20 protein-coding genes are annotated in these 20,271 nt (G+C 57.4%); 7 read left to right on the top strand and 13 right to left on the bottom strand.

Annotated elements, in window-relative coordinates; all coding sequences use genetic code 11:
• Positions 1–47 precede the first annotated feature (47 nt).
• Positions 48–1,550 carry a succinyl-CoA:acetate CoA-transferase ScpC gene (scpC, locus tag A37O_RS0110160; RefSeq protein WP_018297402.1) on the bottom strand — a complete coding sequence of 501 codons (1,503 nt, stop codon included), beginning with the start codon at positions 1,548–1,550 and terminating at the stop codon, positions 48–50.
• A 322-nt stretch (positions 1,551–1,872) separates the two neighbouring features.
• Here scpC and dusB point away from each other — a divergent pair, with 322 nt between their 5' ends.
• Both dusB and phoU read left to right on the top strand, forming a co-directional pair.
• Positions 1,873–2,997, top strand: coding sequence for a tRNA dihydrouridine synthase DusB (gene dusB / locus A37O_RS0110155; RefSeq protein WP_033378028.1), 1,125 nt, complete (start codon positions 1,873–1,875; stop codon positions 2,995–2,997).
• 73 nt (positions 2,998–3,070) lie between these two features.
• Positions 3,071–3,814, top strand: a complete 744-nt coding sequence (gene phoU, locus A37O_RS0110150) for a phosphate signaling complex protein PhoU (RefSeq protein WP_026196301.1) — start codon at positions 3,071–3,073, stop codon at positions 3,812–3,814.
• On the opposite strand, the gene A37O_RS0110145 is transcribed toward phoU, so the two are convergent.
• The 7 genes from A37O_RS0110145 to mshD form a co-directional block, all read right to left on the bottom strand.
• Entirely contained in the window at positions 3,811–4,935 is a 1,125-nt protein-coding gene (locus A37O_RS0110145) for a cytochrome P450 (protein WP_018297399.1), read from the bottom strand. The genes phoU and A37O_RS0110145 overlap by 4 nt on opposite strands.
• A gap of 54 nt (positions 4,936–4,989) precedes the next feature.
• Complete coding sequence (gene pstB, locus A37O_RS0110140; RefSeq protein WP_018297398.1) at positions 4,990–5,763, bottom strand: phosphate ABC transporter ATP-binding protein PstB; 774 nt, start codon at positions 5,761–5,763, stop codon at positions 4,990–4,992.
• A gap of 190 nt (positions 5,764–5,953) precedes the next feature.
• Positions 5,954–6,727 (bottom strand): phosphate ABC transporter ATP-binding protein PstB, encoded by a 774-nt coding sequence (gene pstB, locus A37O_RS0110135; RefSeq protein ID WP_018297397.1) that lies wholly within the window; start codon positions 6,725–6,727, stop codon positions 5,954–5,956.
• 35 nt (positions 6,728–6,762) lie between these two features.
• Positions 6,763–7,683: a phosphate ABC transporter permease PstA gene (gene pstA, locus A37O_RS0110130; protein WP_026196300.1), complete on the bottom strand. Its 921-nt coding sequence runs from the start codon at positions 7,681–7,683 to the stop codon at positions 6,763–6,765.
• 11 nt (positions 7,684–7,694) lie between these two features.
• Positions 7,695–8,789, bottom strand: coding sequence for a phosphate ABC transporter permease subunit PstC (pstC, locus tag A37O_RS0110125; protein ID WP_018297395.1), 1,095 nt, complete (start codon positions 8,787–8,789; stop codon positions 7,695–7,697).
• Between the two features lie 243 nt (positions 8,790–9,032).
• Positions 9,033–10,160 (bottom strand): phosphate ABC transporter substrate-binding protein PstS, encoded by a 1,128-nt coding sequence (pstS, locus tag A37O_RS0110120; protein ID WP_018297394.1) that lies wholly within the window; start codon positions 10,158–10,160, stop codon positions 9,033–9,035.
• Between the two features lie 310 nt (positions 10,161–10,470).
• Positions 10,471–11,370 carry a mycothiol synthase gene (mshD, locus tag A37O_RS0110115; protein ID WP_018297393.1) on the bottom strand — a complete coding sequence of 300 codons (900 nt, stop codon included), beginning with the start codon at positions 11,368–11,370 and terminating at the stop codon, positions 10,471–10,473.
• 28 nt (positions 11,371–11,398) lie between these two features.
• Here mshD and A37O_RS0110110 point away from each other — a divergent pair, with 28 nt between their 5' ends.
• Positions 11,399–12,208, top strand: coding sequence for an LmeA family phospholipid-binding protein (locus A37O_RS0110110; RefSeq protein WP_018297392.1), 810 nt, complete (start codon positions 11,399–11,401; stop codon positions 12,206–12,208).
• Positions 12,189–12,833 carry a heme-binding beta-barrel domain-containing protein gene (locus A37O_RS0110105; RefSeq protein ID WP_018297391.1) on the top strand — a complete coding sequence of 215 codons (645 nt, stop codon included), beginning with the start codon at positions 12,189–12,191 and terminating at the stop codon, positions 12,831–12,833. Before A37O_RS0110110 ends, A37O_RS0110105 begins: the two co-directional genes overlap by 20 nt.
• Here the strand turns inward: A37O_RS0110105 and A37O_RS0110100 are convergent.
• Entirely contained in the window at positions 12,830–13,756 is a 927-nt protein-coding gene (locus A37O_RS0110100; RefSeq protein WP_018297390.1) for an aminodeoxychorismate lyase, read from the bottom strand. The genes A37O_RS0110105 and A37O_RS0110100 overlap by 4 nt on opposite strands.
• Before the next feature lie 43 nt (positions 13,757–13,799).
• Between A37O_RS0110100 and ygfZ the strand changes: the two genes are divergently transcribed.
• Both ygfZ and A37O_RS0110090 read left to right on the top strand, forming a co-directional pair.
• Positions 13,800–14,888 (top strand): CAF17-like 4Fe-4S cluster assembly/insertion protein YgfZ, encoded by a 1,089-nt coding sequence (gene ygfZ / locus A37O_RS0110095; RefSeq protein ID WP_018297389.1) that lies wholly within the window; start codon positions 13,800–13,802, stop codon positions 14,886–14,888.
• Between the two features lie 146 nt (positions 14,889–15,034).
• Positions 15,035–15,253, top strand: coding sequence for a DUF3073 domain-containing protein (locus A37O_RS0110090; protein ID WP_018297388.1), 219 nt, complete (start codon positions 15,035–15,037; stop codon positions 15,251–15,253).
• A 79-nt stretch (positions 15,254–15,332) separates the two neighbouring features.
• Here the strand turns inward: A37O_RS0110090 and purM are convergent, their stop codons facing one another.
• From purM to A37O_RS16680, 3 genes are read right to left on the bottom strand one after another with little or no spacing between them, the layout of a single operon-like run.
• Positions 15,333–16,427, bottom strand: coding sequence for a phosphoribosylformylglycinamidine cyclo-ligase (gene purM, locus A37O_RS0110085; protein WP_018297387.1), 1,095 nt, complete (start codon positions 16,425–16,427; stop codon positions 15,333–15,335).
• Between the two features lie 5 nt (positions 16,428–16,432).
• Positions 16,433–17,941, bottom strand: a complete 1,509-nt coding sequence (gene purF, locus A37O_RS0110080) for an amidophosphoribosyltransferase (RefSeq protein WP_018297386.1) — start codon at positions 17,939–17,941, stop codon at positions 16,433–16,435.
• A 42-nt stretch (positions 17,942–17,983) separates the two neighbouring features.
• Positions 17,984–18,334: a sterol carrier family protein gene (locus tag A37O_RS16680; protein ID WP_342661958.1), complete on the bottom strand. Its 351-nt coding sequence runs from the start codon at positions 18,332–18,334 to the stop codon at positions 17,984–17,986.
• A 182-nt stretch (positions 18,335–18,516) separates the two neighbouring features.
• On the opposite strand from A37O_RS16680, the gene A37O_RS0110075 reads away from it, so the two are divergent.
• Entirely contained in the window at positions 18,517–19,524 is a 1,008-nt protein-coding gene (locus A37O_RS0110075; protein WP_018297385.1) for an acyl-CoA thioesterase, read from the top strand.
• Between the two features lie 20 nt (positions 19,525–19,544).
• Here A37O_RS0110075 and trhA read toward each other — a convergent pair whose 3' ends face one another.
• The gene (gene trhA / locus A37O_RS0110070; RefSeq protein ID WP_026196298.1) at positions 19,545–20,222 is read right to left on the bottom strand and encodes a PAQR family membrane homeostasis protein TrhA; all 678 of its coding nucleotides are present in this window, start codon (positions 20,220–20,222) and stop codon (positions 19,545–19,547) included.
• Positions 20,223–20,271: the final 49 nt, after the last annotated feature.

Raw genomic sequence — 20,271 nt, 5'->3', positions numbered from 1 at the left:
GTACCACCTCTAGGTGGCGCCGGCCGGTCTTCTTCACTCAAGAAGAATTACTTCTTCATGGAGCCGGTCTCGAGCATACGAGTGTGGAAATCGAATGCGGTCTTGAGATCATGTGGCGTTGCCTGGAATGGCTGTACCGACTGAGCCCGCTCGTAGTACTCCTGCAGCAGTGGCTGGTAGTCAGGGTGAGCGATCTCGATCATCTTGGCAACACGATCACGTGGAGCCAGGCCGCGCAGGTCAGCGTAGCCGCGCTCGGTGATGATCACCATTGCGTCGTGCTCGGTGTGGTCGATGTGAGCTGCGAAAGGCACGATGGTAGAGATGTCGCCGCCCTTTGCTTCGGAACCCGAGATGAAGGAGGAAACGAAAGCGTTACGGGTGAAGTCGCCGGAGCCACCGATACCGTTCATCACGCGGGTGCCGTTGACGTGAGTGGAGTTGATGTTGCCGTAGATGTCGGCCTCGATCATGCCGTTGGTAGCAATCAAGCCCATACGACGGATGACCTCTGGGTGGTTGGACACCTGCAGCGGACGAGTGATGATGTAATCACGGTAGCGCTTTGCTTCCTGGTTCATCTTCTCCGCGTATTCAGGAGACAGGGAGAACGAGGTAGCAGATGCAACGGTCATCTTGCCTGCATCGATCAGGTCGAGCATGCCGTCCTGGATGACCTCGGTGTAAGCCTGGATGTTCTCGAACTTGGAGTCCAGCAGGCCTGCCATCACGGCGTTCGGGACGTTGCCCACACCGGACTGCATGATGTAGCCGTCGTAGGAGAGGCGACCCGCAGCTACTTCGCCCTCGAGGAAGTCGAGGAAGTTTCCAGCGATTGCCACCGAAACGTCGTCTGGCTCCTTGAATGGAGCGTTGCGGTCAGGTGCGTCGGTCTCAACAATGGCAACGACCTTGCTCAGGTCAATGTCGATGTAGGTGGTACCGATGCGGTCACCGACATTCTGGATCGGGATTGGCGTGCGGTTTGGCAGGCGTGGAATGCGGTAGATATCTGCCATGCCTTCAAGATCGAGGGACTGCCAGGAGTTGACCTCGATGATGATCTTGTCTGCATTGTCCAACCACTCGAGGTTGTTACCCACGCCGGAGGAAGGAATCAGGTGGCCCTCTTCGGTGATGCGGGTTGCCTCGACGACAGCGACGTCGATACCCAGGAAGCCCTGCTCGATGTAGAGACCAGAGTGGGACAGGTGAATGTCTTGGTACTTCATCTCGCCGGCGTTGATAGCCTTACGCATCGTTGGGTCGGACTGGTATGGCATGCGGTAGTTGATCGCACCAGCTTCAGCCATCACGCCGTCACAGTCTGGAGCAGTGGAAGCACCGGTGTAGAGATCAATCTTGTACTCTTCACCCTTTTGCTGTGCTTCCTTCGCGCGGTTCGCAATAGCGGTAGGCAGTGCCTTTGGGTAGGCAGCGCCGGTGAATCCGGACATGCCCACTCGTGCGCCGTTATCAATAAACTGCGCTGCCTCATCGGCGGTCATTACCTTGCCACGCAATTCTGCATTTGCGATGCGTTCACTCATGTTGAGTATTCACCTCAGTTAGATTTGGAAATTAGCAATTCTTGTCCAGCATATTGTGACCCAGATTCCACTTCCATGCCACAAGGTTCGCCAAATTCAATTTCATTCTTTGCAGGGGTGCAAATTAGCCAGGTAAAAGTGAACTTCTACAACTTTGCTAACGCCACAATCTGCCGACCCCTACCCCCATTTCCCACCCCCAGACCCACCCCCGTCTCGTCTAGAAACCGATTCGCAAGATTACACAAAAGTGGGTTTGGACAACCGGCCTTAGACTGCGACAATAAGCGTTGTGAATCACCCTCAATTACGCATTGGCGACATGGACCTCTCCTCGCCTGTCATCCTCGCCCCGATGGCAGGCGTGACAAATATGCCGTTTCGTGTTTTGTGCCGCGAAATCGAAGAGGAACTGACCGGAACCTCGTCCGGTTTATATGTGTGCGAAATGATTACCGCACGCGCGCTCGTCGAGGGTAACGAGAAGACGTTGCACATGACGTCCTTCGCCGACGTGGAGAAGCCACGCTCGATGCAGCTCTACACAGTCGATCCTGAGTACACATATAAAGCAGTGCGCAAGATCGTCGAGGAGGACATTGCCGACCACATCGACATGAACTTTGGATGCCCGGTACCCAAGGTCACTCGTCGCGGTGGCGGATCTGCGATCCCTTATAAGCGTCGCCTCTACGGCAACATTGTGGGCGCCGCCGTGCGCGCGGCCGAGGGCACCGGCATCCCTATCACGGTAAAGTTCCGCATCGGCATTGACGACGATACGCACACCCACCTGGATGCTGGCCGAATTGCTGCCGAGGAAGGTGCAGCAGCCGTGACGTTGCACGCTCGCACCGCTGCCGAGCGCTACTCCGGCCAGGCACATTGGGATGAGATTTCGCGGTTGGTTGAGCACATGGACGGCTCAGGTGTCCCAGTCTTGGGCAACGGCGATATCTTCGCTGCCGATGACGCGCAGCGGATGATGGATGAAACCGGTGCCGCAGGCGTTGAAGTTGGACGAGGCTGCCTGGGTCGCCCGTGGCTGTTCGCACAACTGGGAGCGCAGCTTCGCGGTGAGCCGATCCCCGCAGATCCCACTTTGGGCAAGGTGGCCAGAATCATCTACCGCCACGCAGAACTTCTGGCACAGCATGACGGCGAGGCCCGCGCCTGCCGAGACATCCGCAAGCACATTGGCTGGTACCTGCGTGGATACCCTGTCGGTGGCGAACTTCGCTCCGAACTGGCCAAGGTGTCCAGCTTGGCGGAATTGGCCGAGAAACTCGCCCCCTGGCAAGATTCTGAGGCACTTGCCGACGATGCCGACGGCGCACGCGGACGCCAGGGATCTTCGTCGAAAGTCGCACTGCCGGACGGCTGGCTCGACGACCCAGAAGATGCCTCAGTGCCTGTAGGCGCAGAGATCGAAAACAACGGCGGCTAGGCGAATACCCCCGAATCCCGGTTAGGTTGCACTCGGCGCGCAATTTTCTGAGACGTACCTTATGATTGCACCCATGCGTACTGTCTACCGTGAACACCTCGACGCGTTCGCACATGACCTGTTGGTCATGTGCGATTCCGTGCGGGCAATCATGGATAAGGCCTCCGAGGCACTCCTACGAGCATCCCTGGAAAAGGCTGAGGAAGCCCTTTCCATCGCCGACCCATTAGAAGAGATCAAAGTTCGTTGCGAGGAGCGCGCCGTACAGCTTCTTGCCCTGGAAAATCCCGTCGCCTCCGACCTGCGCCAAGTTGTTTCTTCGATCTATATCGTCGAGGATTTCGATCGCATGGCAGCGCTTGCCATGCACATTGCCAACACCGCTCGGCGCCGGCACCCCGAGCACGCCATCCCGGAAGAGATTCGGGGCTATATCGAAGAAATGGTGCGCCTCGTCGAAGACATGGGCGAAAAGACTCATGATCTCCTCGTCGCTCCCGACGCCGATGTGGCGTTGATCCTCAACCAGGATGATGATGCCGTCGACGATCTCAATTACTTCCTGCTCAATATGCTCACGGAGCGCGAGTGGAAGCACTCCACCAAGGAAGCGGTCGACTTAACCCTGGTCTCGCGCTATTACGAGCGCTACGCCGACCATTGCGTCAACGTATCGGCCCGCATCGTATATCTGACTACCGGCCTCATGCCGGAGGAATACATCCAGAAGCAGGAGACTGACCGCGCGGATGCCGAGATGAAGCAACGCTTTGCAGACCTCGAACGCCAGTTCACCCGCGGCCGAAAGTCCGACTAGCGCTTCTGCAGCGTTACCGGCAAGGACCTCCACCCGCCCGTGGGGTACACCTCGCGGGTGCCCTCCCCCGCCAAAGACACTTCCGCCCGGGCGAGAATTTCGCCAATAATGGTGCGCAATTCCAGCATGGACAGACCCCTGCCCGGACACACATGCGGTCCACTTCCCCAGACAAGATTGTGCTCAGCGTGAGCTTCGGGGTCAAAGGATTCAGGCTTATCGACGATTGCACTGTCCCGGTTCGCCGCTGTCCACACCACCCGAACTCGTTGCCCGGTCTCTAGCTGGTTTCCGGCAAGTGTCACCGGGCAGGTGGTAATTCGTCGATTAGTGACAAACGGGCTGTCCAGGCGAAGAAACTCATCAAGAATGGCATCAAATTCTCGGGCAGAGATGCCTTGGCGAAGGCGGTCCTGAATGGCGGGTTGCTGCGCCAAACCATGGAGGATCACTCCGATGCAATAGGCCATGGAGCTTAAGTCCCCACCAGTCCAATTGCGCAGAATAGACACGATCTCGTCGAAGGTTAGGCGGCGCCCCAAGGATTGGTCATGGACGAGGTTACTCGTGACATCACCGGTGGGATTCTCCAGCCTGGGCTCCACCACTTCGCGAATAATGTCATCGAATTCTGCCGCAACACCTGCCGCCTGTTGCGGATCCCCGGAACGATTTGCTGTGCCATTGCTAATGACCCACGCGATCAACCGCGGGGCGAGCGTAGTGGGCCAGTTCAACCATGCAAGCATGGCGTGCACGGCGTAATAAGCCCCTAGCTCGCCCACAGCGTCGATAGAATCTTGCTCTTCGAACTGGTCCACTGTCTCACGCGCAACGGCTGCGAAGGCGGGCTGGAACTCCGCTAACGCCTCGTCGGTGAGGTATCGCTCGATGAGTGCGCGGAAGCGAGAATGCTCTTCGCCGTCGAGCCCGTTGGGAATCTGGAGATGTGAAGAGACTGCGGAGGAAAACTGTTCGGGATTCTCTACGACGTCGCGGGTAGCGCGATGCCCGAGGACCAGAACCTCTCCCTGGGGACTGTGTACGACAGTCTCGCCTTCCGCTAAGGCGTGATCGCCGAACTCTCTAGCATCTATTCCAGTCGGGTCAACAGTTTTCACCGCAGCGCTCCTTCGTCTGTGCAGTCTTCCTCGCGGGTATTTCCCTTTCCCAGGCTATCCGAACCTGCCGGCGATGTAATCCTGAGTTTCCTTGTTAGAGGGATTCTCGAAGATGGTCTTCGTATCGTCGAACTCGACAAGCTTGCCTGGCTTACCGGTTGCTTCCAGGGAGAAGAAGGCCGTCTTATCCGAGACGCGCGCTGCCTGTTGCATGTTATATGTCACAATGACGATGGTGTAGCGCTCCTTGAGCTCGAAAATGAGCTCCTCCAGCGCCCTGGTGGAGATGGGATCGAGGGCGGACGCGGGCTCGTCCATAAGCAATACCTCAGGCTCTACCGCAATCGCGCGTGCGATTACGAGCCTCTGCTGCTGACCACCGGAGAGGCTGCCGCCAGGTTTGTCGAGGCGGTCCTTGACCTCCTCCCAGAGGTTGGCACCGCGCAAAGATCTCTCGGCAACTTCTTTGAGCTTCTTTCTATCCTTCTCGCCGGCGAGTTTGAGTCCGGCGACGACGTTGTCTTCAATGGACATGGTTGGGAAAGGGTTGGGCTTTTGGAACACCATGCCGATGGTGTTGCGTACCGAAACCGGATCAACATCGGGAGCATAGATATTTTGTCCGTCTAAAGCGACCTCGCCCGTGACGCGGGCGCCGGGTATCACTTCATGCATTCGGTTCAAAGTTCTTAAAACGGTGGATTTACCGGTGCCCGAGGGGCCAATGAAAGCCGTGACGGCCTTTTCCGGGATCCTCAGGTTCACGTCTTGGACTGCGAGGAAATCGTTGTAATAGGTGTTTACGTTGGTGAGTTCGAGCTTCGACATGATCTCCCCTAAGAGTCTCGGTTGGTGTCGTGGTTGGTCGTCTCACCCCGTATAGCATATGATGTGTCAACAAAATTCCCGGGCTGCTCACAGTGCCCCTACCTGCAGTTTCACCTTTCATGCGCGCTGAAAAAGACGAAAACCTGTTCCAGCCAACAGGGCTGGAACAGGTCTTTAGATACTCGCTGATTTAGCCGAAACGGCCAGCGATGTAGTCTTCGGTTTCCTTGCGGGAAGGGTTCTCGAAGATGGTCTTGGTGTCATCGAACTCGATGAGCTGACCTGGCTTGCCGGTTGCTTCCAGGGAGTAGAAAGCGGTCTTGTCCGACACGCGAGCTGCCTGCTGCATGTTGTGGGTCACGATCACGATGGTGAATTCTTCCTTCAGCTCGTGAATCAGGTCCTCAACAGCGAGGGTGGAAATTGGGTCCAGGGCGGAGCAAGGCTCGTCCATGAGCAGGACCTCTGGCTGCACTGCAATCGCACGAGCGATGCAGAGACGCTGCTGCTGACCACCGGAGAGGCCGCCACCTGGCTTGTCCAGACGGTCCTTGACCTCTTCCCACAGGTTTGCGCCGCGAAGGGAGCTCTCCGCAACTTCCTTCAGCTTCTTCTTGTTCTTCTCGCCAGAGAGCTTCAGGCCTGCAACAACGTTGTCCTCGATGGACATGGTTGGGAATGGGTTAGCCTTCTGGAACACCATGCCGATGGTGTTCCGCACCGACACTGGGTCGATGTTCTTGGCGTAGATATCCTGGCCGTCGAGCTTAATTTCGCCCTTGACGTATGCACCAGGGATGACCTCGTGCATGCGGTTGAGGGTACGAAGCACGGTGGACTTGCCACAGCCGGATGGGCCGATGAAGGCGGTAACAGCCTGTGCTGGGATCTGCAGATTGACGTTCTGCACGGCGTGGAAATCACCGTAGTAAATATTGACGTCGTTGAGTTCGAGCTTAGACATCGTGTCTCCTCTTAGGTTTTGTTGTCTTCTGCGTTTTACTTCTTGACGGAGAACTTCGCGGCGATGAAGCGAGCGGCCAGGTTGATAGCCACAACCAAGATCACCAGAGTCAGCGCGGCTCCCCAGAGCTTGTCCATGAGAGGCTCGGTCGTACCGGCCTTGTACATATCAAGCATCATCAGTGGCAGGGAGGACTGCGGTCCACCGAATGGATCCCAGCGGATCTGGCTGGTGGAACCCACCAAGATCAGCACTGGTGCGGACTCACCCATGACGCGGGCAACAGCCAGCATCACGCCGGTCACGATGCCGGACATAGCGGTTGGAAGCACGATACGTGCGATGGTCTTCCACTTTGGCACACCAAGTGCGTAAGAAGCTTCGCGCAGATCCATTGGAACAACGCGCAGCATTTCTTCGGTGTTACGCACAACGATTGGGACCATGAGCAGGATCAGCGAGAGCGCCACGGCGAAGCCGGAACGGTTCTGACCCAGCATGGTGATCCACAGGGTGTAGATGAACAGTGCTGCAACGATGGAAGGAACACCGGAAAGGATATCCACCATGAAGGTGGTGATCTTGCCCAGGCGAGAACCGTTGGCGTATTCCACCAAGTAGATCGCAGTGAAGATACCGACTGGAATCGAAACGATCGAAGCAATCAAGGTCTGTACCAAGGTACCAATGATGGCGTGGAGTGCACCACCACCTGGCAGGATCCTGGTGGTACTGGACTGGTCTTGAGTCCACCATTCAGCGGAGAAGACGACACCTGCGCCGTTCGCGACTACGGTCCAGAGCACCCAACCCAGTGGGATCAGCGCGATGATCATCGCGCCCCACATCATGGCGGAAGCAAAGGTGTTTGTCGCTTTACGACGAGGAGAGATGTCCAGGAAGGTCGGGCCACTGGCGCCGGACACTCGCTGGTCTGTAGGGGTTACAGTGCTCATATTCTTTCCCCTTATTTCTTGTTCACGATCGCACGAGCGATCGAGTTGACGATAAATGTCAGCAGGAACAAGACCAAACCAGCGGCGATGTAGGCGCCAGCACTAATTGGGTTATTGAACTCTGCTGCGGCGGATGCGATCGCAGTAGCGAAGGTGGTACCGCCATCAAACAGGGAGCCACGGAACGCAGTAGATGGAGAAACCACCATGTACAGCGCCATGGTCTCGCCCAGTGCACGGCCAAGGCCGAGCATCGAGCCGGAAACGTAGCCGGAAAGACCGAATGGGATAACAGTCATGCGAACCACTTCCCAGCGAGTTGCGCCCAGCGCGAGAGCAGCCTCGATCTGTCCTGGAGGGGTCTGCACGAAAACTTCACGAGCGGTAGCAGCGATAACAGGCAGAATCATCACTGCCAGTACGATGCCACCGGTGAGCATGTTTCGGCCAGTCTCGAAGGACGGAGAGTTGGAGTAGGTGGCAAACAGGAAGAAGCCGCCTGCCCAACTGTGAATCCAGTTGTAGAAGCCCGACAGCGCAGGGCCGAGGACCTGCCAGCCCCACAGACCGTAGACGATCGATGGGACAGCAGCGAGCATGTCAACCAGGGTGCCCAGTGGACGCACGAGTCGCTTTGGCGCCCAGTTGGACAGAAACAAAGAAACACCCAGTGCGATAGGCATCGCGATGAGCAGCGCGATCAGCGAAATAGTCAGAGTAGACATGAACATGTTCGGAATACCGAACTGCATGTTCTCTAGGTCGTTGGTCTGCCAGGTGCCGGCGTATGTGAAGAATCCCCAGAGGCCTCCCTCGTTACGAGAAAGCGGCGGGATTGCCTGAATCAGCAGGAAGAGGCCAATCGCAGCAATAAGAATGGTGATCAGAGTTGCCGACGCAACGGAGAAGAACTCGAATACACGGTCACCTGGGCGCTTTACTCCAGCGCCCTTGGATGCCTGGATGCTGGCAGCACCATCTCCTGACGGCTGTGCCCCGGCATTGGGGGTCGCCGCAGAGTTCATCAAAGTTGTGTCGGATTCGGTGGCAACGTCGCCAGCGCGAAGCGTCTCATTCGCGTTCTGTGGCTCGCTATTATTAGCCATAAGGTTCGAATCCTTCGAAGTATCAGGGGAGCAAGCGAACGCTGTAGCGAACCTTGCTGTCGGACTGGGCCATTCCGGAGAACCGGAAGTATGCAAACCCTGGCGACAATGATCATCATTAAGTCGAATTCACATACACGGCAGCGCCCCCGGCTCGGTTTCTCGGGCTAGGGGCGGTGTTGGTCAGCCCGGTCCGGAGACCGGGCTGACCACTTGTCTTGTCGCTTGAAAGCGACCTATCGACTACTGAATTGCGTCGATTGCGGTCTGCAGGCGCTCAGCGTGAGAACCTGCAACTGGGATGAAGCCGAGCTCTTCAAGGGTAGAGTCCTGGGACTGCAGAACAACGTTGAGGAAGTCCTTCACGCGAGCGGAGGTCTCCTCGTCGTAGCCAGCGGAGCAGACGATCTCGTAGGTGGTCAGAATTAGAGGGTAGGAACCCTCCTGGTTCTGGGAGAACAGAGCGTCGGTGTCAACGACCATGTCGTTGCCCTCGGTGGTGAACTCAAGTGCGTCCAGAGCAACGCCGACGTTAGCGGAGTTCAGCTCGGTTGCGCCTGCACCGAAGTCGATGTTTGCAATGTTCAGGCCCTGCTGAGCTGCGTAGCCAGACTCAACGTAGGTAACGCCACCAGCGATCTGGGAAACCTGGGTGGAAACGCCGCCGGAGCCCTCAGCACCCTCGCCAACCTCGCGTGGGAACTGCTGGCCTTCGGTAGCCCAGTAGCCATCGGTAGCAGCTGTCAGGAACTTCTGGAAGTTGTCGGAGGTACCGGACTCATCGGAGCGGTACACAACGCCGATCTCCTGGTCTGGAAGCTCGGTGCCTTCGTTCTCAGCAGCGATCTTCTCGTCGTTCCAGTTGGTGATGGTGCCGTCGAAGATCTCAGCAACAGTCTGAACGGAGAGGTTCAGGTTGTCGACGCCCTCGAGGTTGTATGCAATTGCAACTGGGCCGATAACCATTGGGAGGTGCCATGCATCGTTGCCACCGCATCGCTCGTTAGCCTGGGCGACCTGCTCCTCGTCGAGCGGGGAGTCAGAACCAGCGAAATCAACCTGGTCTGCAACGAAGTTACGACGGCCGGAGCCGGAACCGGAGGAGTTGTAAGCCAGGGAAGCGCCGGAAACTGCCTCAGCGTAACGCTGACCGAAGTAGTCCATAGCGTTTGCCTGGGAGGAAGCGCCCTCTGCTACGAGCTCGCCAGCGGTGCCGGAGAGGCCGTCTGCAGAAACCTCAGAAGAGCCTGCGGAGGAGCCATCGGCGGAGGAAGAGTCAGAGGAAGAATCGCTGCTGCAAGCAACGAGGGAAACAGCGGTAGCTGCGGCAACGCCAACAGCGGCGAAGGAACGCTTGTAATTACGGATCACGGGATACCTTTCCGGTGCGAATTCAGATTTGAGAGTCCGAGCATCGGTCCCCGGCAAGGGAGGAGATACCACCAGTGATTTCACTTGATGATGCCATCCGATTGCTCACTCGGAAAAAGTTACGGTGAGGACGTTAACCAGATGTGTATCGTTGGGTGAACAGAGGGTTAATTTTTCTGCACAGAGCCTGAAACTCCCCGCTCGTTGCCCGCAATCCTTCAAATAAATGCAACGAGCATCACAGCAAAAAATTTAAACTTCTCAGGGATTCCCTACCGTTCGGGGGTGCGTTCGGGGGTAAATGGTGACATTAGTTCCGCTTATACACAACATGATCTTCAGTGATGGCAAATCCTAGATCCTCGTAACGCGCAACGGCCGGCACATTATCCGCTTCCACATACAAAATCACGGTGGATGCACCTTGTCGCACAAGAAAATCAAGACCTACGCGAAGGAGCGGATCCCCCATCCCCTGCCCACGAAACGCCGAGGCCAAACCCACGACATAAACTTCGCCGACCACATCCGAACCTTCTGCCGGGTGCATCTTGGTCCAGTGGAAACCAGCCAACTGCTCCCCGGAGTACAAGAATAAGACTCCGTTCGGATCAAACCAGTCGGCTTCCATGCCGCGGTGCAATTGGTCTAGATCCCAGCCACCTTGCTCTGGATGCCAGGAGAAAGCATCGTTATTCGCGTCCAGCCACGCCTGCTCAACGCTCTCTCGACCGAAGCGCTCGACGGCTTGGGGGTACGACAACGCCTCGATACCATCTGGGGCTTCAAACACCGCAGCCTGCTCCAGCGCAGCGCCACCGACAGACATCACCAGTAGTCGCCTGGTGGTCTCCAACCCCAGCGATTCTGCGAGCTGTAGGGCCTCGGGCAGATTGCCATGCGCCCACAGGGAGGCATTCTCTACCTCCGCCAGAACCTGCTTCACCAAGTGAGTGCCCCGCCCCTGGCCGCGGAGCTCAGGGGAAACAACCAACTCAACGCCACCATCGGGAGCGACGGCTGCCACGGAGGAATCGTCGATAAGCAAATGCTCATGCCCTAAGCGCGCGTCGCCGAGGCCATTGATAAAGGCCTCGGAAAAGGGTGCGACACCGTCGTTCTCCTCGGCGCGACGGAGCACCGCCTCAACGCTTTCGCGCAGTTCAGGCTCGTTGGGCAGAACGTGTGTGGTGATCTCGAAATTCGTCATGCACCCAGGTTACGGTAGAAATAGAGATGTGAAGACAGAATCTCTCCTGCACAGGTTCGCTCGGCCGCTGAGCATTATTGTCGCCGTGATTATTGTCCTGGCAGTGGCGCTGATCGTCGATAGCCTTGCTGCGGCGCGAGTGGAACAGCGCATCTCGCAGTCGGTGAAGGATCAGTCTCGTCTCGCCGCGCACCCGGAGGTTAATGTCGGTGGTGTTCCGTTCGCACAGGTGATCCTCACCGATGAGATCCCTAGCCTGAGCGTCAATGCCTTGGACGTTGATATCAAGGACCTCGGTATTGTGAATGCGTCGACGGAGATTTATAACGTGCAGATTGACGCGCAGGATGCCTACGACGGCGAATTAGTGGGCTCTCAGGCCGAGTTGATGAAGCGGCTTGTCAGCCTCGACGGCGTGGCCATGGGGCAATTTTTGGGCATGACCGATCTTGATATTTCGAATCCCTACGACATTTCCCCCGGCGGTGGCGTCTCCAGCGAGGCTCAACTGTCGGGGACGCTGCCTGGCATGGACGATCCGTCCACTGCGGTGGTCAAGCTCCGCCTCGACGGCACCACGTTCAGCATGGAACCGATTTCGCTTATCGACGATGCCGGCGACCCCAATCGTGTCCGCGAGGGATACACATTGACCTTCGACACCCGGGACCTGCCGCTCGCCGGCCCAGCCAATCTCGTGCAGCTGCGCGGTGGATCGATCCAGTTCGAGGCCGAGCGCCGCAATATTACGGTCCAGCCGAGCGATTTAACTCCGGTGGAAACGGGAGATTCCGAATTCACAGACTACGCTGGTTCCTATGAGCGAAACGAACAATAACGACCAGCAACAACCATTTAATGGCAACGAGGCGATCAACCTCGCTGAGCAGCAGTCGAAGAATACGGCGCACCGCAATATTCCGCCGCTCGGGCTTGAAGACATTCCGCTTGACGACGACACCGCAAACCTGCGTCAGGGTCCGAGCCTGCACGATGGTCTCCTGGCGCTGCTACCTCTCGTCGGGGTGTGGCAGGGCACCGGCCAGGCCAGCGACGACGAGGATTATGCCTTTGGCCAGCAACTCGTCATCTCACACGACGGTGAAAATTATTTGCGTTTCGAGTCTCGCATCTGGCGTCTCGACGATCAGGGTAAGTCCACCGGCGCCGATCAGCGCGAAACCGGATTTTGGCGCATTAGCCTGAAAGACGAGATCGAGGTGACCTTGACGAATTCCCGAGGTCTCGTAGAAATCCTCTATGGTGAGCCCGTCAATGAGCGCGCCTGGCAGCTCGAGAGCGCCTCGACCATCGTCACCGCCACCGGGCCAGAGTCCCACGGCCCAGGCAAGCGCCTCTATGGGCTGATGCCGGACAATAGCTTGGGCTGGGTCGACGAGCGTCTCGTCGATGGCACGATGGCGCCGTACATGTCAGCCCAGCTGCAGCGCATCGTCGGCTAGTTGATTGCGGCCGTAAGGGCGTTGTCGAAGAGCTCTCGCAGTTCGGCCTCATTATCTGGGGTGGGGAGCTTGACGTCGTCGATACGCTTCACCCGTGTCGCGATCCGCGTCGAGCTCACCAACCACACCGATTCGGCCGCGACGAGATCGTCTACGGTGAGGTCGCGGGTCTTGCACCGCCAGCCATGTTTTTCGGCGTAATCGAAGATGGCCTTTTGTGTTGTGCCGTGCAGGACATCAATACCTGGGGTGGGAGTGCGCAACTTCATGCCCTTCTTCACCACAACCACAGTTGAGGTCGCGCCTTCGAGGACTTGGCCGGTGGCGGGTTCGATGTAGATCACTTCGTCGAAATCCTGCTTGCGGGCCCACCTCAGCGCCGCCATGTTCGCCGCATAGTTGATGGTTTTCGCCCCGACGGCAAGCCACGGGGCGGCATCCTTGCTCTCAGGCAGATTCGGTGTGATGGAATACCCGCGCGGCGCCGTCATGGCTTTAACTCCGTGGGTGCGCTGATCCAAAGCCGATTGAGGCACCTCGCTTAAGGTAATCCACGCCGAAGGCACGCCCGTGGATGCACGACCGCGGGTATAGGTCCACGTGCATTTCGCATCCGATGCCTCGCCGCCGCGTTCGCGGAGGTAATCCTGCGTTGCCTGCACAGTGGCATCTCGCCACGACTTCTCCTCCGGTTCAGGGAGCTCCAAAAGCTTCGCTGAACGAGAAAACCGTTCGAAATGTCCTTTTAGATTCACGGGCTCACCATCACGGACCAGGATCGACTCAAACACCCCATCTCCGCGTGTGACAGCAGCATCGTCGTAAAAGACGTGCGGAAGGTTGTTGTTTTGGCGTCGAATTGAACCTCCGAAAGGTTCAATAATATAAATCACTGGCGCTGCTGGAAGCTGGTTGGTCCCCATGGCCCCCTATTATGCCCCGAGAGAGGCGACTAGTATCGGCTGTGTGACTAATTCGAACGCTTACCGCTCCCCGCTCCTCTCCCTTCCAGGGGCACAAGAACTTACTGACGAATCGTTGCTCGATGCCAAGGGTGTTGCCTGGCATTACGGTAACCCGCTCGGGGAACAGCGCGAGATTGAACGCTCCGCGGTCGCGATTGACCGGTCTCAGCGCAAAGTGATCAAGGTAAGTGGCGAGGATGCCGCCGAATTCCTGAACAATCTCTTGACTCAGAAGCTCGACGATGCCGCAGACGGATTCTCGTCGAGCGTGCTCGACCTTGATATTCAAGGCCACATCTTGCACCAAGCCGACGTGACGCGTGTTGGCGCGGATTTTTACCTTGATATGCCGAGCTACGTATTTGCAACCTTTACAGATTTCTTACAAAAGATGATCTTTTGGTCGAAGGTGGAAATCACTGAAGTCGACCTCGGTATTGTGACCGTTCTTGGTTCTTTCTCGGAGCTACCAGCTGATATCGATCCCACTTTTGTGCGCACCACTGACTGGGACGGGGTACAACGCCACGACTTTGCAGTGGAGCGAACCCAGCTGCGCGCAGCTGCCAAGCTGCTTGGCGATGCTGGCATTCCCCTCGCTGGATTGATGGCGTTTACTGCCGAAAGAGTCCGCGCGGGAGAGCCTGAACTTCGCGCCGATTTGGATGAAAAATCAATTCCTCACGAGGCGCCCCGTGTGATCAATCGCGGCAACACGATCCGCGCGGTCCACCTAGAAAAGGGTTGCTACCGAGGACAAGAAACCGTAGGACGTGTGGAAAATCTCGGTCGCTCCCCTCGCCTACTCGTGTTATTGCAGCTTGATGGCTCTTCTCCGGGTGATGCAACCCCGGGATCGGAGATAATGCTCAACGGTCGGAAGGTGGGCCGATTGGGTAGCGTCGTACACGATAGCGATTACGGTCCGATTGCTTTGGCTCTGCTCAAGCGAAACGCGATTGGGGCCGATGAACTGGCAATTGATGGGGAGAGCCCCATTAGCGCCACAGTGGATCCTGACTTCATCCCGAAGGAAGAGGAATCGAAGGCCGGCCGGGAGGCTATTGCAAAACTTCGCGGGCAAGACTAACAATATAGTTGCTAGTCAGGGGCCGAAGAAGCATTTTTTCGGAATTCACGCTATTGTATGTGTCAGGAATAGACACTGAATCGAAAGCAGATGGGGCCGTCCGAATTCCCTGGACCGCCCTCTCCACACCTCAAGGGGGTCACGCCATGGGTCGCGGACGCGCCAAAGCAAAGCAGACCAAGGTTGCACGCCAACTAAAGTACAACTCTCCCGATATGGACCTGGACTCGCTCCAGCGCGAGCTCGCAGGGAAATCCTCGCCTCGGCGCTGGGACAACGAGGAGGTTGAAGAGGAACTCGAGGTCGATGACCAGTACGCAGAGTATGCGGACTGGGATCCTGATGAGGACGATGCTCGTCGCTAAGCACTAGCATGCGCTAGGCTGCGTAAAACTTTCGAATAACACCCTGCTTCCCTATATTCCTGGAAGCAGGGTGTTATTTTTAGTACTTTGGGTTCTCTCCGTGCAAAACTGCGCGAGCCTCATCGCCTTCTTGAGCGGAACGAACCTGTCCCAGCTCCCAGCAATCGATATGGCGTGCGGTCAGCATCGCAAGAGCGCGATCCTTATCGTTCGCAGAAACGACTGCGACCATGCCCACCCCCATGTTGAAGGTCTTTTCCATCTCTTCGCGTGGCACCTTGCCCAGCGATTCAATGGTGCGGAAGATCTGGTGTGGCGTCCATGTGTTGCGGTCCATCTCGGCAACCATGCCCTCAGGGATGATGCGCTCCATGTTGCCCGCAAGACCGCCACCGGTGACGTGGCAGAATGTGCGCACTTCACACTCATTCGCCAGTGCCAAGCAGTCAAGCGCGTAGATCTGCGTTGGCTTGATCAGCTCTTCGCCGAGGGTGCCGCCGAGCTCCTCAACATAGGAATCGACGCTCAAGCCAGCCTTGTCGAACAGGACGTGGCGAGCCAGCGAGTAACCGTTCGAGTGCAGGCCGGAGGAACGCATACCGATGATGACGTCTCCAACGCGGACTTTCTCTGGGCCGAGGAGTTCGTCTGCCTCGACGACGCCAACAGCGGTTGCCGAAACGTCATAGTCGTTCTCGCCCATGACACCTGGGTGTTCTGCGGTTTCTCCGCCCAGCAAAGCGGCACCGGCCTGGACGCAGCCTTCTGCGATGCCCGAGACGATCTCTGCGATCTTTTCTGGAACGACCTTGCCTACGGCGATATAGTCCTGCAGGAAGAGGGGTTCTGCACCGCAGACCACAAGGTCGTCGACGCACATGGCCACGAGATCAATGCCGATGGTGTCATGCTTGTCCATCGCCTGGGCGATGACGAGCTTCGTGCCCACTCCATCAGATCCCGATGCTAGGAGTGGCTCGCGGTACTTGCCCAGTGCGAAGAGTCCTGCGAAGCCGCCAATTCCGCCACGAACTTCTGGACGCGTTGCGCGCTGTGCGTGGGACTTCAGCAGTTCGACGGCTTTGTCGCCCGCTTCGATGGAAACGCCAGCAGCTTCATAGGAGGTAACTGCGTCACCTGAAGTTGTTTCAGGGCTGGATTCAGGAGTAGTCATAGTTTTTAGATTCCTTCTTTGATCCGACGAACAGCGTCTGCGTTCGGGTTGCCATCTGGGAGACCAAGCGGGTAGTGCCCATCAAAACACGCGGTGCACAATGAGCCTGCTGGGCGAGTGGTCGATGCAATCATGTCATCTTCGGTAACAAATGCGAGGGAGTCGGCGCCGATAGCATTCTTGATGTCGTCGACCAGGGATTCTTCTCCTGCGTTTTCGCCGTTATTGGCGATCAGCTCTCCCGGACTTGCGAAGTCGATGCCGTAGAAGCACGGCCATTTCACTGGCGGCGAAGCAATGCGCACGTGGACCTCTGCAGCTCCGGCCTCACGCAGCATGCGAATCAGGGCACGCTGGGTATTCCCGCGAACGATAGAGTCATCCACCACGATGAGGCGTTTGCCCTCGATCATTTCGCGGACTGGATTGAGCTTGAGGCGGATGCCCAGCTGGCGCAGCGTCTGCGAGGGCTGGATGAATGTACGCCCGACGTACGCGTTTTTCATCAGGCCTTGCCCAAAGGGGATACCCGATTCACGGGCATACCCAATTGCGGCCGGGGTGCCCGATTCCGGCACCGGCATGACTAGATCGCCCTCAACTGGGCTGGTGCGGGCAAGTCGCTCCCCGATCTCAATGCGGGTGGCATTCACGGAGCGTCCGTTTATCACGGAATCAGGACGAGCGAGGTAGACGTACTCGAATACGCACCCGGCGCGCTGCTCTTCGGCAAAGCGTTCGGAACGCACTCCCGCCTCGTCGATAATGACTAATTCGCCTGGCTGTACGTCGCGAACGAAGGAGGCACCGACGATGTCGAGCGCTGCGGTTTCACTTGCAACAACCCAACCGGTGTCTAACTTGCCGAGGGACAACGGACGCACGCCGTGCGGATCACGCGCAGCGTAGAGCGTATGCCCGTCCGTCACCACAACGCAGAACGCCCCTTGCAGGCGAGGGAGCAGATCCCTAAATGCGTCGACGAGCGGTTTGTCCTTGGAAGTATCGTGCGCCAGCAGAGCCGACATCACGGTACTATCCGACGAAGAACCCTGTCCATCGACAGATTGCGCAGGAATCAGACCCTTGCTTACCGCCTCGTCGCGCAAAGCCGCGTAATTGACTAGGTTTCCGTTATGCCCGAGAGCAATGTCGGTGTCATCAGTGGCGGTGCGGAAGATTGGTTGCACGTTTTCCCACGAGGATGAACCCGCCGTGGAATAGCGTGTGTGGCCAATCGCCACATCTCCCTGCAACGCGCCGAGGATAGGTTCATCAAAGACCTGGGACACAAGCCCCATATCCTTGAATACGACGATACGGTCACCGTCACCTGCGGCGATGCCTGCGCCTTCTTGTCCGCGATGCTGGAGGGCAAATAGCCCAAAATAGGTTAACTTAGCTACTTCTTCACCAGGCGCCCAGACACCGAAGACTCCACATTCTTCGCGCGGTTCGCGCTCCGGAGTATCTTCTGGCCGGTCGCCCCGGTGGGTGACGTCTGTGATGTGCACGCCATTCACCTTAGTAGATTGCTGCCCTACTACCTAGTAGGCCTACAAAGGAATCACCGGAAGACCTTCTCCGACCTCGAATGCCCTGGTTCCCGAGGCATCAATTCTGCCCGCCTCCCACTCGACTTCAAGAGTAGTTAAGCCAGTTGCCACCCTCAGCCAAGTAGCAGGTACCATCTCCACCACGTTTGGGGGTGTACCACGTGTATGGCGTGGCCCTTCGACACATTGCACTGCAACGAACGGGGGGACTCGCAATTCAACAGAATGCCCAGGGATTTCCGCTGCCACAGCTCGAGCTGTGCGACGGACCGCGTTCGCGATCTCGGCACGAGAGGGAGTTTTAGCGTTGTCAGGATCCCGGATCCACTCTTGAATCGCTTCTACAGCCATCCGAGTCTCAAAGGGGTCATTCTTTGGTGCCATATCCGTCATCTTATGGGAGGGGTGGCAGGTGCTCTCACTAGTGAACTGGTTACGCTTAGCGGTACTGTCTATTGCTAGCAAACCGGTCGCTTGTACGTTGCAGGCTATTCGGACTTGATGTCAGCACACTGTTCCCAGAAAGTTATCCCATGACGAGTACCCCTGTTGAATCCACAAAGTCGCCCTCCGTCACGCTTCGTTTCATGGCGGCTCCCACAGACGTCCTCGTAGCGGGTGCACAGGGAATTTCCGGTGGCCGTGTGCTGGAGTGGATCGATAAGGCAGCTTATGCCTGTGCCGTGCAGTGGTCCTCGACGTATTGTGTGACCGCTTATGTGGGACACATTCACTTCAACCGTCCGATCCCCTCGGGCCACTTAGTTGAAATTCGCTCCCACATTGCAATGACGGGCCGTAGCTCGATGCACATTGTCAATGAGGTGCTTTCCGCAGACCCTCGCGAAGGCGTGTTCACCCGCGCTTGTGACTGCCTGGTCATTTTCGTTGCTAAAGACCCGGCAACGGGGCGTTCCACTCCGGTTCCATCTTTTATTCCCACCACCGACGAGGAAAAGCGCGTTGCCGCCGCAGCGGAATCACGCATTGGTCTGCGCAAGGAAATTGAGCAGGAAATGCTTTCCCAGACCTACGACGGTGAGTCCGACGCTCCTCGTGTCGTACACCGATTCTTAGCAAAGCCCACCGATGTGAACTGGGGCGGAAACGTCCACGGTGGTACCGCGATGGAATGGATCGACGAAGCGGGCATGAACTGCACGATGGAGTGGTCTGGCGAGCGCACGGTTGCGGTCTACGCTGGCGGCATTCGCTTTTATAAGCCAATTCACATCGGTGATCTCATCGAGGTAGATGCGCGACTGACCCGAACTGATTCTCGATCCATGCACGTTACTGTGCACGTGAACTCTGGTGACCCGCGCGGAGGAAACGCGAACCTGGAAACTGCCATCCACGCCACATTTACGTATATCGGTATCAATATCGACGGCGATCCGCTGGCCGCGCGCAAGTTTATTCCTCGTACTGAGGAAGATAAGCGCCTCTCGGAGCACGCAGAGACTCTGCGGAAACTACGCGCGACGCATGCCCCGATGCCTCTGATCCCCGAGCCAGCAGCACCGAAGCTCGTAGATTAGTAAATCAGATCAGCCGAGCGCTAGACCACAACCATCCACACCGCGACGAGGTGAATAATCGCAGCGACGATCACCGCGGTGTGGAAATGCTCGTGATAACCATAAATCCGCGCGTTGCGACCGGGCCAACGAAATCCGTACATGAGCGCACCAAACGTGTACACGACGCCTCCCACCAGCAGCAACCACACCACCGTCGGCCCGGCCTGGGACCAAAGCTCGGGGATCAGCGGGACAACCAGCCACCCCAAGACGAGATAGACAGCGACGCTGAGCCAGCGAGGATGTTCGATCCACACGAGATTCATGATCACGCTGCCTATCGCACCCGTCCACGCAATGGCGAGTAGCCAGGTTGCCTGGCGTGGTTCCAGCACGATGAGCGACATCGGGGTGTATGTCGCCGCGATAAAAACAGCGATTGTGGAATGGTCCGCTCGGCGCCACCACTGCACTGTCGGCTGATCCCGCCACGGCATGCGGTGATACAAGCCGGACACCGCAAAGAGGAGGAAGAAGGCAACCGCGTAGATGGTGACTCCCAGCGCTTGCCACCAGGGCAGCGTCATCCATGCATACGTGGATAAAACACTGCCTGAGATAGTAGAAAGCAGCGCTGTACCCAAGTGGAACCAACCACGAGTAACGGGGCGTTGACCTCTATCAACGTAAACCACCGTGCGTTCAATAAGGCTCATATCTTCCTAACCTTCGGTAGCGTAACTTATGACATTGAAAAGTCTACGC

The sequence above is a fragment of the Corynebacterium lubricantis DSM 45231 genome, from assembly GCF_000379425.1.
GTDB lineage: Bacteria > Actinomycetota > Actinomycetes > Mycobacteriales > Mycobacteriaceae > Corynebacterium > Corynebacterium lubricantis.
This window is presented reverse-complemented; position numbering and strand designations above follow the sequence as displayed.